This window comes from Halorhodospira sp. 9621, from assembly GCF_022228055.1.
GTDB lineage: Bacteria > Pseudomonadota > Gammaproteobacteria > Nitrococcales > Halorhodospiraceae > Halorhodospira > Halorhodospira halophila_A.
Genome location: NZ_JAJNRD010000014.1, coordinates 1 through 13,452, shown reverse-complemented (window position 1 = coordinate 13,452; position 13,452 = coordinate 1). Strand labels below are relative to the sequence as shown.

The following is a 13,452-nucleotide window of genomic DNA, read 5'->3' as shown; positions in this document are numbered from 1 at the left end:
CGGCAGACAACCCCGCCTCGGAGGTTTTCCCCCACAGTGACCTGGGTTAACCTCAGATTTACTCGCCAGCTTAGTCGGATTTCTGGCTCAGGCGCGCCACCATTCAGCGCAGGAATGCTCGCATGAAGGGAAAGCAGCTGGTTCAGGGAGGAGAGGAGCCGCGCAGCAGCGGGCTCAGTGGCCTGTTGGCGCGCCTGCGTTCCGGCAGGCAGGACCCCCGGGTTGGCGTCCAGATTCTCCGCACCGGGCAGGTCACGTTGGCCGCGTGCTCGCCCGATGGTGAGCGTCTGCTCGGCTGCGAGCGGCGCACCTGCGGGCCGGAGCAGGTCGGCGACACCCTCGCCGCCATGGTCGAGGCCCACGGCTTGCGCGGGGATCCGGCCTACATCGTCCTCGACGGCGAGGACTACGAGATCCAGCAGGTGGATGCCCCGGGCATCCCCGACGCCGAGCTGAACCAGGCGCTTCGATTCCGCCTGCGCGACGTCTCCTCGGTGCCCGTCTCCGACATGGCCGTCGCCGGCCAGCGTCAGTACGCCAACCGGCGCCAGCAGCCGGATCGCCTGGCCCTGGCCATGGTGGCCCGGCGCAGCCGTGTCCAGGAGCTGGTGGACCTGGTGGCGTACGCCGATCTCGAGCCGCGCGCCGTGCTTGGCCGGGAGACCGTGCTCAACGACGTCGCCACCCATGTGCCCGGGTCCGGGCATCCGATGCTGATGGTCCACCTGGGCGAGGACGACACGGTGATGACCTTCAGCCGCGCCGGGCAGCTGGTGCTGGCGCGTTCCCAGGGGGTCGGCCTGCGCCGCTTGCGCGAGGAGGGCGACGAGGCGGTCCAGGCCCTGCTCCGGGAACTGCAGCGTACGCTGGACTACCACGACTCGCAGCTTTCCCAGCAACCGATTGACCGGATCCTGATGGTTCCCGCCGGTGGGCAGGCGGAGCTGGGCGAACTGCTCGAGCAGCTGAGCCAGTCGCTCCCCGTACCGGTGGCCCGGCTCCAGCTCCAGCAGGTGCTTGAGACGCAGGTGGACGGGGCGACGCGGCTCGACGACGCCACCCAGGGTCACTGCCTGCTCGCTGCCGGGGCCGCGCTGCCACGCGCCAGCCAGAGCGACGTCTCGCTCTACCAGCCCCCGGTACGGCAGTTCGACCCGCTCGCCCCGGCCTCGATCATCGGCTACGCCGCGGCGGCGGCCGTGCTCCTCGGTGTGGTCAGCCTGGTCCAGGGGCGGGTGCTGAGCGGTGCCGAGGACCGTCTGGCCGAAGTCGAGGCCGAGCAGGAGGCGCTGCTCGAGCAGGTTCAGGCCCTGGAGCAGGAAGTGGAAGAGGCCCGGGCGCCTTCGGAGGCCCTGGTCGAGCGCCGGGATACGCTGGAGGCGCAGCTCGGCACGCAGCGACAGTTCCTGGAGGAGCTGCGCGGGATCCACCCCGAAGCCATGGCCGGCTTCTCGGAGACGCTCGAGGGGGTGGGACGCCAGGAGCAGGAGGCGCTGTGGCTGACGCGCATGCACTTTTCGCCGCAGGCAGGCGAGTTCCAGGGGTACGCGCTGGACGCCGCCGAAGTCACGCAGTTCTTCGAGCACCTCGGGATGCAGCGTGAGTTCCAGGGGTGGAGTTTCGAGCACCTTGCGCTCGACCGGGTCACCGGTCGCAACGGCGAGGCGGCCGGCATGCGGGCCTACCGCTTCGACGCAGCGGCGCAGCGGGGAGGTGAGCCATGAAGAGGGCGCTGGCGCGCAGCCCGGTGGTGGCGCAGGTCACGGGTGCATGGGATCGGCTGAACCAGGCGCTCTGGCAGCGCACCGTCCGCGAGCGGGTGCTGGTCGGCGTGGCGCTGTTCGCGGTGATCGCCGCGCTCTGGTACTTCTACCTCCATGAGCCGCAGCGTCAGGCGCTGGAACAGGCGCGGAGTTCGGCGGAGAACGCCGAGAACCAGATCCCGCAGCTGCGGGCGCAGATCGAGGAGCTGGAAGCCGAGCGCGACGCCGACCCCGACGAGGCCATCGAGCGGGAGATCGCCTCGCTGGAGGAAGAGCTCGAGGCGGTTCAGCGCCGGATGGCTGAGGACATGCCCGATTTCATCGAGCCCGGTGACATGCGCGGCGTGCTCGAGGCACTGCTGGCGCGCCGCGACGATACCGAACTGCGGGCGTTCGAGCGCCTGCCCGCCGAAGTGGCCATGGAGGTCGAAGATGAGAATGGCGAGACGCTGAAGGCGTATCGGCACCCGGTGCGGATGATCTTCGAGGGCGACTACGACGCCACGCTCCGGTTGCTCGAGGACGTGGAGAACCTGCAGTGGCAGTTTGCGTGGGAGGAGCTGACCTATGAGGTCGAAGAGTACCCGCTCGGGCGGGTGGAAGTCCGCCTGCACACGCTCAGCGGGCACGAGGCCTGGCTGGATCTCTAGGCTCGCCGGGTCGGTGCTGGGGCTTGTCATCCTCGGCGCCGGCACAACCGCGGCGACGGCCGGGCCGTTCGATCCGACCCAGCCGCCGGCGATGACGCCGGGTCAGCTCCCGCCGCACCTGCGCGACCGTGTGCAGATGCCCGGCGCCCCCGCGGGCGCGCAGGAGGAGCCGGCCACGCCGGTCCACGAGGATCTGCGCATGGTCATCCAGAGCGGAACGTATCACCCGGAGGTGAACGGATCGGCGGCGTTCTTCCGCGATGCCTGGTACGTGCCCGGCCAGGCCGTGGGCGAGGCCGATCTGTTCGGCACGCGTCGCCACGGCGCCGATGTGGATTACGAGGACGGGCGGCACTACGTGCCGGTGGTCGATCACGGGGTCGAGAAGACCCGGCGCCTGCCCAGGGATTTGCCAGGAGAGAAAGCCAAATGAGCGCAGGGAACCTTCTTCGCCACGCGGTCCCGGTCGCCGCCACCCTGGTGTTGATCACCGGATGTGCCAGCACCAGCGTGCATGACGACGAGGAGCGCGCCGCGGAACGCAGCCAGCAGGCCCAGGAGCGCCTCGATCCACAGGATCGCAGCGAACCCCAGGCCGATGACGGTGAGGCGGTGCCGGAAGAGATCGAGGCCGCGCTCTCCGAGGCGCCGCCGATCCATCCCCTCGACCTCCAGGCCGAGGAGCCGCGCTTCGACATCACCGCCGATGAGGTTCCCGCGCGGGCCTTCTTCCACGGCCTGGTCGAGGACACCCCGTATAACGTCGTCGTCCATCCGGAGGTGGAGGGCGAGATCTCGCTGAGCCTGGACGACGTCTCGGTCCCCGAGGTGATGGATACCCTGCGCGAGTCCTACGGCTACGAGTACCAGCGTACCCAGGTCGCCTATCTGGTCCTGCCGGCGCGCCTCGAGTCGCGGATGTTCAACCTCGACTACCTCAACGTCGACCGCGAGGGCGACTCGGGCACGCGCATCTCGGCCGGGGACATCACCGATGATGACGATGACGTCGCCGGCAGCCAGCTGCGCACCCGGTCGCATTCCAAGCTCTGGGCGGACATCGAGTCGGTGATCGAGCGGATGATCGCCGACGAGGAAGAGGAGGGTGCCTCGGTGGTGGCCAGCCCCGAGGCCGGCTCGCTGGTGGTGCGCGCCAAGCCGAGCACCCTGGGCCAGGTGGAGCGGTTCATGGACCGCCTGCAGACCAGCCTCAATCGCCAGGTGGTGCTCGAGGCGCGCATCCTGGAGGTGGAACTCCGCGACGAGTTCCAGGCCGGGATCGATTGGGGGTTCGTCGGGCGCATGAGCGGAGAGAACCTGAATATCGGTGTCTCGCCCGGCTCAGGTTTCGGGCTGGATGCCGATGACAACTTCGGAATCGATGTTGCGCGCGATACGCGCGGCTTCGACGGCCTACTGCGGGCCCTGGATCAGCAGGGCGACCTGCAGGTCCTCTCCTCGCCGCGGGTGTCGACGCTGAACAATCAGAAAGCGCTGATCAAGGTCGGGACCGACGCCTACTTCCAGACCGACGTGGACATCGATACCCGAATCCGCGACAACCAGGCGCTGACCGAGGTGGATCCGGAGTTCGAGCCCTTCTTCTCGGGGATCTCCCTCGACGTCACCCCCAACATCACCGAGGAGGGGTGGATCACCCTGCACGTCCAGCCGGCGGTCACCGATGTGGACCAGGTGACGCGCAGCGTCAGTCGCCCGACCGGAGATGGTGGCGATACCGAGGACATCTCCTTCGACCTCGCCCGGATTGATGTCCGGCAATCGGACTCCATCGTCCGGGCCCGGGATGGCGACGTGGTGGTCATTGGCGGTCTCATCGAGGAGCGCGACCGGCAGGTGACCTCGCAGGTGCCGCTGCTTGGCAGCATCCCCTTGCTGGGTTGGTTCTTTACGCAGGAGGAGCAGCGCACGAGCAAGTACGAATTGGTCATCCTGCTCCGCCCGCGCCTGGTGGAAGAAGGGGCCTGGAGCGGCGAAGTCGACAGCCAGATGGAGCGCCTCGATGAGTTCTACAGGCTTCAATAGCAAGCGGCGGATGCGCCGCCGGGGCGCCCGGCTTACCGCCGCGGTGTTCGGCCTCGCCGGCGCTAGCGCGGTCCTGGCGGAGAGCGCGGCGGTTCCCGCCCCGGCAGAGGGGTTGGACCCGGCCGAGGCCGGGTTCATCGAGGAGCTGGCCGACGAAATTCCCGAGGACGAGCTCGACGCGCTGGTTGAGGACGCTCCGGACGGCGCGGCCCGCACCGCAGACGAAGGCGCAGCGGCCGAGCTGGACGAGGCTGTATCCGAAGGGGGCGCCGAAGCGGACGTCGAAGCGGAGGAACAAGCGGGCGCGTTCAGTCGCCGCCCCACCGAGCGCAACCCCGGCGAGCGGGCGCGGGTGCTGGTCGATCAGGCCCGGGAGCACCTGCAGGCCGGGGAGGTCTACGACGCCGCTCGTACCTACCGCCGCGCCCTGGATCTGGATCCGGAGCAGCACGTGGCGCGGCAGGGGTATGCACGCATCCTTGCCGCGAGCGGCCGGCAGGAGCGCGCCCGCGAGGTGCTCCGGGCGGGGATTGAGATCGCGCCCGGGGATCAGGCCATGGCGCGCTTCTACGCCGCTCTGGCCCACGAACTGGGCGACGCCGGGTCAGCCATCGCGGCGCTGGAGCAGGTGCGCGAGGCCGCAGACCGCCCGCCGGGCGGCGTTGAGGCGCAGCTGGCCGGGGTGCACCGCAGCGTCGGGCAGCACGAGCAGGCGCTGGCGCTTTACGAGGAACTGCTCGAGCACGAGCCCGGGAACCTGCGCTGGCAGCTGGGCGTGGCCGTGACCGCCGACGCCGCGGGGCGCACGGACCGCGCACGGGCGGCCTGGCAGGCGGTGGTGGATGCCGGCCCGGATCGCGACGAGGTGGCGGGGCACGCACGTTCGCGGCTCGAAGCGCTGGAAACGGAAACCGACGCCGAATCGTAGCGGCAGGAGGGCGCCATGCTGCGCAGGAAGATCCGCCTCGGGGATCTGCTCGTCGAGCAGGGTCTGATCAGCCAGAAACAGCTGCAGACCGCCCTCGAGCAACAGCGCCAGAGCGGTGAAAAGCTCGGCCGGCAGCTCATCGACCTGGAGTTCGTCAGCGAGGATCAGATCCTGCGAGTGCTCTCCGAGCAGCTCGAGGTGCCCTGGGTCAATCCCAACGACTACTTCCTGGACGCGGATGTCTCCGGCCAGCTGCCGGAGAACTACGCCCGGCGTTTTGCAGCCCTCCTGCTTGAGGAGACGGCGCAGGACTTCCTCGTCGCCATGGCCGACCCGAGCGACCTGATCGCCTACGACGAACTCCAGCGGGTGCTGCACAAGCCGGTCCGGGTGGCGGTGGCCCGCGAGTCCTCGATCCGCGAGCTGATCAACCTCGTCTACCGCCGTACTGAAGAGATCAGCAACATCGCCGAGGAGCTCGGCCGCGAGTTCAGCAGCGCCGATGACATCGACCTCTCCACCCTGCCGGTGGGGGAGGGCGGCGCCAGCGCGCCGGTGGTGCGCCTGCTCCAGTCGCTGTTCGAGGACGCGGTCCAGGTGGGGGCCTCGGACATCCACATCGAGCCCGAGGAGCGTTCGCTGCGCATCCGCACCCGGCGCGACGGCGTCCTTCAGGAGCAGATCTTCCGCCAGCAGAACATCCACGCCGCGCTCGTCTCGCTGCTCAAGCTCATGTGCGGGCTGAACATCACCGAGCGGCGCCTGCCCCAGGACGGCCGCTTCCAGGTCCGCGTCCACGGCCGCAGCATCGACGTCCGCCTGTCCACGCTGCCGCTGCAGCACGGTGAGGGCGTGGTCATGCGCCTGCTCGACCAGACCGGCGGCGTGAGCTCTTTGGGTGAAACCGGCATGCCGGAGGACCTGCTCCAGCGCCTGCGGCGGCTGATCCATATGCCGTACGGCATGGTCCTAGTCACCGGGCCGACCGGTTCCGGCAAGTCGACGACGCTCTACGGGGCTTTGTCGGAGATCAACCGGCCCGGCGTCAAGATCATCACCGTCGAGGACCCGGTGGAGTATCGGGTGCCGCGGATCAACCAAGTCCAGGTCCGCGAGAGCATCGGCCTGACCTTCGCACGGGTGCTACGCACGACCCTGCGCCAGGACCCGGATATCGTCATGGTCGGTGAGATGCGTGACGAGGAGACCGTGGACATCGGCATGCGGGCGGCGATCACCGGCCACCTGGTCTTCTCCACCCTGCACACCAACGACGCCGTCTCCACCGCCAACCGCCTGCTGGACATGGGCGCTGAGCCGTACATGCTCGTCGCCGCGCTGCGCGCCATCCTGGCCCAGCGCCTGCTGCGCCGGATCTGCACCAAGTGCCGGCAGCCCTACACGCCCAACGATCAGGAGCACGCCTGGCTGCAGAGCGTCTTTGGCGAGGACGCCAGCCGGGTCCAGCTCTACCACGGGCGGGGGTGTCCCTCCTGCAGTCAGACCGGCTACAGCGGGCGGATCGGCGTGTTCGAGCTGCTGGAACTTAACGCCGACATGATCGAGGCCCTGCGCCAGGGCGACCAGTCGGGTTTTGCCGCCGCCTGCGCTGCGGACCCGGGGTACCGGCCCATGAGCCATGTCGCCCTGGACTACGCACAGCAGGGGGTGACCACCCTCGAGGAGGTCTTCCGCGTGCTCGGCGAGATGGACGAGAGCACCATGCGCGACGAGAACCGGGCGGTTCAGGTGCAGGCCGCCGAGGAGAACGCCCACGGGGCGAGCAGCGCCGCCGGGACGGGGGCCGCGCCCCAGGCGCGGCCCTCGGAGACCACTGCAGGGGACTGATCGGGAGGGGGCATGCCGAATTTCCGGTACCGGGGCCGCGCACAGGACGGCCGCGAGGTCCAGGGCCGTATCGAGGCCCCGAACCGCGACGGCGCCATTGACGAGGTGCTCTCACGCGGCGTGACCCCGATCGCGGTGGAAGCCGCCGGCGGTGACGGGGGCGGCGGCAGTGGCCTCAACATGGACCTCACCGAGCTGCTTGAGCAGTACAATATCGGGCAGAAGGTCACGCTCGAGGAGCTGGTTACGTTCGTCCGCCAGCTCAGCGCGCTGCTCCACGCCGGGGTGCCCATCATCCGCTGCCTGCGCGGGCTGGCGGAGAGCGGCAGCAACAAGCGCCTGAACCGGGCGCTGGAGGAGATCGCCGCCAGCCTGGAGAGCGGCCAGTCGCTCAGCCAGGCCATGGGGCGGCACGACGACATCTTCCCGACCCTGCTCATTGCTATGGTGCGCGTCGGCGAGGACTCCGGCCAGCTGGAGGAGTCGCTCAATCGCATGGCCGAGAACCTGGAGCAGGAGCGTGTCACCCGGCAGCGGGTCAAGCAGGCGCTGCGCTACCCCACCTTTGTCTTCATCGCCATCGCCATCGCCCTGGTGGTCGTTAACATCTTCGTCATCCCCGCCTTCAGCGACATCTTCGAGCAGATGGGGGCGGATCTTCCCACGGCCACGGTCGCGCTGATCACCACCTCCGAGTTCATGGAGGAGCAGTGGCTCTACCTGCTCATCGGGGCCGTTGGGGCCTACTTCGCCGCACGGGCCTACCTGCGCTCGGAAAACGGCCGCTACCTCTGGGACCGATTCAAGCTCCGCTTGCCGGGGATCGGCAAGATCCTGCAGCTGGCGCTGCTCGCCCGCTTCGGCCGGACCTTCTCGATGGCCGTGCGCTCCGGCGTGCCGTTGCTGCAGGCGATGGACTCCGTGGCAGAAGCCACGGATAACGCCTATATCGGAAGGGGCATTCGGACGCTGCGCGACGGCATCGAGCAGGGCGAGAGCCTCCACCAGGTGTCGGTGCGCAGCGGGCTGTTCACCCCCCTGGTGCTTCAGATGCTGGCCGTGGGCGAGGAGACTGGCCAGGTGGCAGACATGATGGATCAGGTGGCCGATTTCTACGAGCGCGAGGTCGAGGCGGACCTGGAGAAGCTGTCTTCCTACATCGAGCCGTTCGTCATCGGCTTCATCGCCCTGCTGGTGTTGGTCCTGGCCGCAGGCATCTTCCTGCCCATGTGGCAGTTGGGGACCGAAGCCCTTTAGGGGGCCGTAGTCCCGTCAGCGGAAAGACAGTCCGCCCCCCGGGCAAGCCGGGGGGAATGAGGTAGACCATGAAAAACGAAGTGCCGCGCCTTCCATCGGCTCCGCATGCCCCGGCCCTCCGCCGGCGGCAGCGGGGCGTCACGCTTGTTGAAATTGTTCTAATTTTGATTATCGCGAGCGTACTCGCCGCCATCGCTGTGCCAAACTTTGGTGGAGCAGAAGAGCAGCTCGACCTGGAAGAAGTCCAGAGCCGTCTGGCATCGGATCTGCGGATTATGCGGCAGGATGCGATGCGGTGTGGAAACCCTGATAATCACCGGCCTTATGTTGAATTTAAAGACAATAGTTGGGAAATAAATAGTAAAGATTGTCCTGGTGGGCGGTCTGTAAGTCGGGAGTGCGAAGACTTCGGCGGTGATTTTGATTGTAATAATTTTGTCGAGGTAGAAGCAGTCGAGGAAGACGCAGACGAATCTAAAATCGAATTTGAATATCCATATGGCGAGGTGGATAGCGAGTACGAAATAACCATTAGCTCAGGAGATGAAGAGGTGAGCATCTGTCTTGACGGGGACTCCAGCGCGGTGAAATCCGATGAATGTTCGTAAAATTAAGAGTGGGCCAAAGAAGCAGTCGGGATTAACTCTACTAGAGACGATCGTAGCAATCCTCGTCTTGGGATTCGCTATGGCCGGTCTTGCCGCCGTGGTGCCCCTTTTCCAGTCGCTGGATGATGTTGATGACATCGATCGCTTCGCACGGAAGGCCCAGGGTTGTGCGGAGATTGTACTTGGTTGTCACCGCGCCACTGGTGGAGCTGCTATCAACTCGTCAGAATGTAATGATCTTTCCGGTGGTCCTGTCGATCCAGGAGACTTTGTTGATAAAAGCAGTTGTGATATAGAGTCGGAGATTGATCTTGACACCTACTGCGTTGACGGTGGAAATGATCTCGGCATTGATGTGTACTGTAACGTTGTAGGTGGTAATTACGCGGAAGTAAAAATTAGCAGCGAAGAAGTGGATGGCGCTTCACCGATTTATTTTGGGGTACCGGTCGCTCCGTAGCAATCGAAACGTGATTCATAGGGACGGTCGATAGAATGGAAAAAGCTCCATCGGTTTTTTTTGAAAAGAGTTTCTGCCGACGAGCAATGGGAGGGTTTACTCTCCTGGAGCTGATAATTGTCCTTGTCCTGTCGTCATTATTGGCCGTCTTGATTGCGCAGCCTTTGGCCTCGGTGTTTGAGGTGAGGACGGTTTTTCAGGATGAGGTTACGGCAAAGGAAGAGCTTAACTACACGCTTCAGCGGATGAGTCGGAGGATCATGGAGCACCCGGAGGCTGATGAGTGCGACGAAAACCTTTTGGACGTTGGCGGCGATGAATGGAGTCTCGACCCAGATGATGGTCTGCAACTGAATGAGGCACGTGTCATGGATGATGTCGATACGCAAGCGCTTCAGGTTGAGACGTTGTCGTGTGACGATCACAAAATCGGAAACATACGACTCTACGAGCTGGAATTTGCGTTGAACAATGGAGACCGCATGAGCACTGTTGTAGGAACACGAGTCGAGCCCCGATGAGGACTAATACTCCTGCGAATAGCAGGATGGAGGAGTTTTTATGAATCGTTTACGAAAGTGTCCAAAGGGCAATTTAGGTATCGCCCGTCAGAAAGGGGGTGCCCTCATCGTATCGATTTTTGTCCTACTTGCGGTCGGTGCGATTTCGGCGACGATGGCTACCCTTTTGACGGGTAGAGCGGAGACTAGTTCCGTGCTACTCGATGATGCTCGGGCGTTTTATGCGGCTGAGACAGCGACCCAGATTACGGGTTTTTTGGCTGATGAGCATGATTTAGAAATAGACGAAGAACCTGAGGATTATGCGATCGCGTTTCCAAGAGACGTAGAAGATCAGGTTTACGTGGCGCCGCCAGATCTTGATGATTCCGACGACGCAAGGTATGTTTTGGACGATGATACTTGGGTGTATCGTGGCTTCTCCCAGGACCCAACTGAAGACCATAATGCCGAACATCGTCTGGAGTTATATGTTCCGATCGATCGGTTGAACCTGTCCACCTTCAGTGCGATGTTGCACGATGACATTGATTGCGTGGCTCAGGGTGAGGATGAGCAGATATGCAGGACAGATCCCGAGTGGAGTCTGGTAGCCCATCAGCTGCGGACTGGGTTTGCGGCAACGGGTGATCGACCGCTTCGTTTGGAAATCGACGACGAGAAGAGGTGCGTTTATGAGAAGGGCGGGGCAGGCGACCCAGAACTAAGTCTAAGTGTTCCGGGTGATGAGGACTGTCCGGACCAGCATCCGGATACAGAAAGTGATCCGGATAAACAGAGTGAGTTGTGGCGGGTCTTCGAGGGGAACGAGTTCCGTATTCCAGAGGTTTATGCTGCTCAGCTACAAACTGGTGGTGCTGGCGTTGTCTTTAACCATCCAGTAACTTTCAGTGCCGCATGGGATGAGGATGGGGAGGCGGTTGACCACGGTTTTGATAATGTGAGAGTTATTGTAGATTCAGAACATGCCGACGATATCCGCGGCGACTTTACGTTTAATGAAACAGTTTATTTCGGAGATGACTTAACCGAAACCGAAAAATTAGGTGCTCAGTTTATTATTGATGGAACGATTGCCACTGGCACAGATTGGACAAATATAAGTTTTGCGAAGGATGCGATCTTCCAAGGCGGGCTAGACTTCTATGATCTGGACTATGATGGTGAGGGTCGTGCAACTAATTATAATAGTGCCATAGGGCTTGGACGAAGCGGGAGGCGGAACTCGGAAACGTATAGTAACTTGCACGGATCAACCTTTGTTTTTAGTGAGAACGTATATATAGGGGGCGATATTGGTCTTCCTGATGTCGATCTTCCTGATATTAACGATCCTTCCCGGTCGCGTAATGATCACCGCCACTTTGAGGGGGTAGAGGTAGAGGGCGAAGAAAAATACTCTGGCATCTTTTTTGGCGATGATACTACCATTCATCTTGGTAATGAGGATTATGAAACGGATATTGATGAGTTGCCGGACACCTATGAAAGTGGCAGTAGGCAGGCCGCCGCAAACTATTTCGAAGGACAGTGGTCTGATGTGTGGCCACCAGTGGAAGTTGATATTGGTGAAAATGATATTAAAGGTGGTAGACAGGAATGTGACCTCGACTTGGGGTTTGGGTGTATTCTGCCTGGAGGCTGGGTTTGTGACGAAGAGGACCCATGTGAAATAGATATGGCCAGTGTCGATGCTGATCCGGTTCATGGGTACATGAGCCAAGGAGATGGAGATAGTGCGCCAGAACAAAAAGACAATATCAACCCCGTGAGTCATAGTGATGATATTGTGTCTGGCTCTGTACCGGAGCCTGACTTTAGTTACGAGGATTACGATGTGGACCAAGATGATCCTGACGCGTGGAGCTTTAGTGGTGGCGGCGGGGAATAGGAGGTCTTTTGGTTTGTGAAGGTGGAAGGTGGTGGAGATGTTAGCCCAACGTCTTCACCACTTGGCCCGATTTTTTTGTGATGACGAAATGTATTGTGCAACGGGAGGAAAAGCCGATCGCTTGTTAAATCACTGGATGAGGGAGTGTGTAACAGCGAGCGCCCTGTGTACTGGTCGCTATGCACTTTCGCAGGGATCTCGGTAGTCCTTTTTAACGGTCTCAGCCCACCTAATTCACGAGAAGCCCGACCTGAGCTGTTCATCGCCTGAGCAAAGCAGCTTGGCTGGTTAATGACTGGCCAGTCTCAGCCTGAGGAGCGGCTGGTGCGCGACTCGCTGCGGCGAGGTGCCGCAGGTTCCGGCGGTTCAATGGGCTCTGTGAAGGTATATGGACATAGGGGGTCGTCGCCGGGCTCGTCCCAGCGGCCGTCGTGTCCAATTGGGTTGTTGATGCTCCGGCGCTGGACTATCCGGGGGCTGGCTCCACTTGTGAGAGCCGTCGGAGCAAGGCGCGCCAGTGGCTGGCGGCGCGGCGCTCCAGGATCACCTGCAGCTTGCGGGCGTGGCGCAGGACCCGCACGGCGCTCTTGAGCACCTGCTCGCGCAGCCGGCGCAGGCTCCAGCCGTCGCCCGTGGCCCGCTCCAGGCTGTCGCGCAGCACGTGCAGGAGCTGATAGGCGAGCGCCCGGAGGGTCAGCAGCGCCTGGCTGCGGGCGAAGGCCTGCTCCTCCGTCGCTTGGCCGCGGCGGGTACAGGGCAGGGACTCGCCGATGACGTCCTTGTACTCGCCGAAGTGCGCCTCCGCCTTGCCGCGCTGCTGGTAGTGGCGGCGGACGAAGCGCTGGCTGCCCTGGACGTTGGTGACCAGGTAGAACGCATCCCGGAAGAGTTCGCCCGGGCGCTCGCGGATGACCATCACCACACGCCGCGGCCGCTCCCAGGTGCCCGCCTCGTGGACGAACTCCTCGGTCCACTCCCGCTCGCGCTTGGAGGGACGGCCGCGCCGGTAGCGATGCGGCTCGAAGTGGCGCTCCAGCGCCCGATTGCGCGGCAGCCGGGCGATATACCCGATCCCGTGGGCATCCAGGGCGGCGAGCGTGGCGGCATCGGCGAAGCCGGCATCGAGCCGGACCCGGACCTGGCGGGCGACGTGCTCGCGCAGGTACTCGACCAGCTTCGGGATCCAGGCCGCCGCCTCGTTCGCCGGCCCTGCGTTACCCGGCCGGAGCAGCACCCCGACCATGTCGCCGGTCTCGCCGCAAAGGGCGAAGAGCGGGTCGTGCTGCCGCTGCCCCGTGTGCCCGTTGAACGCGCTGCCCGGCTGCTGGCCGTGGGCCTGCAGTGGGACACCGTCGATATCGATCGTCATCGTCCGGGCACGGCGGCCCTTGTTGCGGGCCCGCACCCGCTCCTCGACCAGCCTGAGCAGCGCCTCGTCGAGCACCTCCTGATTCGGCTCGCGGGCGAGGATGTTCAGCAG

General features: G+C 63.9%; 12 protein-coding genes. 11 read left to right on the top strand and 1 reads right to left on the bottom strand.

What is annotated here, in order from left to right:
* The first annotated feature begins 122 nt into the window (after positions 1-122).
* From LRF89_RS08065 to LRF89_RS08015, 11 genes are all read left to right on the top strand, one after another.
* On the top strand, positions 123-1,724 hold the full coding sequence (locus LRF89_RS08065; protein ID WP_238636877.1) for a hypothetical protein: 1,602 nt from the start codon (positions 123-125) through the stop codon (positions 1,722-1,724).
* The gene (gspM, locus tag LRF89_RS08060) at positions 1,721-2,413 is read left to right on the top strand and encodes a type II secretion system protein GspM (protein WP_238636876.1); all 693 of its coding nucleotides are present in this window, start codon (positions 1,721-1,723) and stop codon (positions 2,411-2,413) included. The genes LRF89_RS08065 and gspM overlap by 4 nt, the downstream gene beginning before the upstream one ends.
* 13 nt (positions 2,414-2,426) lie before the next feature.
* A complete protein-coding gene (locus tag LRF89_RS08055) occupies positions 2,427-2,846 on the top strand; it encodes a hypothetical protein (protein WP_238633163.1) in 420 nt (139 codons plus the stop codon).
* Positions 2,843-4,459, top strand: coding sequence for a pilus (MSHA type) biogenesis protein MshL (gene mshL / locus LRF89_RS08050; RefSeq protein WP_238636875.1), 1,617 nt, complete (start codon positions 2,843-2,845; stop codon positions 4,457-4,459). The genes LRF89_RS08055 and mshL overlap by 4 nt, the downstream gene beginning before the upstream one ends.
* Positions 4,437-5,387, top strand: coding sequence for a tetratricopeptide repeat protein (locus LRF89_RS08045; protein WP_238636874.1), 951 nt, complete (start codon positions 4,437-4,439; stop codon positions 5,385-5,387). The genes mshL and LRF89_RS08045 overlap by 23 nt, the downstream gene beginning before the upstream one ends.
* Before the next feature lie 15 nt (positions 5,388-5,402).
* Positions 5,403-7,235, top strand: coding sequence for a GspE/PulE family protein (locus LRF89_RS08040; protein ID WP_238635395.1), 1,833 nt, complete (start codon positions 5,403-5,405; stop codon positions 7,233-7,235).
* 12 nt (positions 7,236-7,247) lie between these two features.
* Entirely contained in the window at positions 7,248-8,492 is a 1,245-nt protein-coding gene (locus tag LRF89_RS08035; RefSeq protein ID WP_238636873.1) for a type II secretion system F family protein, read from the top strand.
* A 68-nt stretch (positions 8,493-8,560) separates the two neighbouring features.
* The gene (locus LRF89_RS08030; RefSeq protein ID WP_238636872.1) at positions 8,561-9,100 is read left to right on the top strand and encodes a pilus assembly FimT family protein; all 540 of its coding nucleotides are present in this window, start codon (positions 8,561-8,563) and stop codon (positions 9,098-9,100) included.
* On the top strand, positions 9,087-9,560 hold the full coding sequence (locus LRF89_RS08025) for a type IV pilus modification PilV family protein (RefSeq protein WP_238636871.1): 474 nt from the start codon (positions 9,087-9,089) through the stop codon (positions 9,558-9,560). Before LRF89_RS08030 ends, LRF89_RS08025 begins: the two co-directional genes overlap by 14 nt.
* Positions 9,561-9,595: 35 nt before the next feature.
* Positions 9,596-10,081: a prepilin-type N-terminal cleavage/methylation domain-containing protein gene (locus tag LRF89_RS08020; protein WP_238636870.1), complete on the top strand. Its 486-nt coding sequence runs from the start codon at positions 9,596-9,598 to the stop codon at positions 10,079-10,081.
* Positions 10,082-10,121: 40 nt separating this feature from the next.
* Positions 10,122-11,972 carry a hypothetical protein gene (locus LRF89_RS08015; RefSeq protein ID WP_238636869.1) on the top strand — a complete coding sequence of 617 codons (1,851 nt, stop codon included), beginning with the start codon at positions 10,122-10,124 and terminating at the stop codon, positions 11,970-11,972.
* A 466-nt stretch (positions 11,973-12,438) separates the two neighbouring features.
* Here LRF89_RS08015 and LRF89_RS08010 read toward each other — a convergent pair.
* A partial coding sequence (locus LRF89_RS08010; RefSeq protein ID WP_238636868.1) for an IS1380 family transposase occupies positions 12,439-13,452 on the bottom strand: 1,014 nt, incomplete at its 5' end.

Coding starts and splice junctions, on each gene's coding strand:
- LRF89_RS08065 (WP_238636877.1), top strand. CDS start 123: ATGAAGGGAAAGCAGCTGGTTCAGGGAGGAGAGGAGCCGCGCAGCAGC.
- gspM (WP_238636876.1), top strand. CDS start 1,721: ATGAAGAGGGCGCTGGCGCGCAGCCCGGTGGTGGCGCAGGTCACGGGT.
- mshL (WP_238636875.1), top strand. CDS start 2,843: ATGAGCGCAGGGAACCTTCTTCGCCACGCGGTCCCGGTCGCCGCCACC.
- LRF89_RS08045 (WP_238636874.1), top strand. CDS start 4,437: ATGAGTTCTACAGGCTTCAATAGCAAGCGGCGGATGCGCCGCCGGGGC.
- LRF89_RS08040 (WP_238635395.1), top strand. CDS start 5,403: ATGCTGCGCAGGAAGATCCGCCTCGGGGATCTGCTCGTCGAGCAGGGT.
- LRF89_RS08035 (WP_238636873.1), top strand. CDS start 7,248: ATGCCGAATTTCCGGTACCGGGGCCGCGCACAGGACGGCCGCGAGGTC.
- LRF89_RS08030 (WP_238636872.1), top strand. CDS start 8,561: ATGAAAAACGAAGTGCCGCGCCTTCCATCGGCTCCGCATGCCCCGGCC.
- LRF89_RS08025 (WP_238636871.1), top strand. CDS start 9,087: ATGAATGTTCGTAAAATTAAGAGTGGGCCAAAGAAGCAGTCGGGATTA.
- LRF89_RS08020 (WP_238636870.1), top strand. CDS start 9,596: ATGGAAAAAGCTCCATCGGTTTTTTTTGAAAAGAGTTTCTGCCGACGA.
- LRF89_RS08015 (WP_238636869.1), top strand. CDS start 10,122: ATGAATCGTTTACGAAAGTGTCCAAAGGGCAATTTAGGTATCGCCCGT.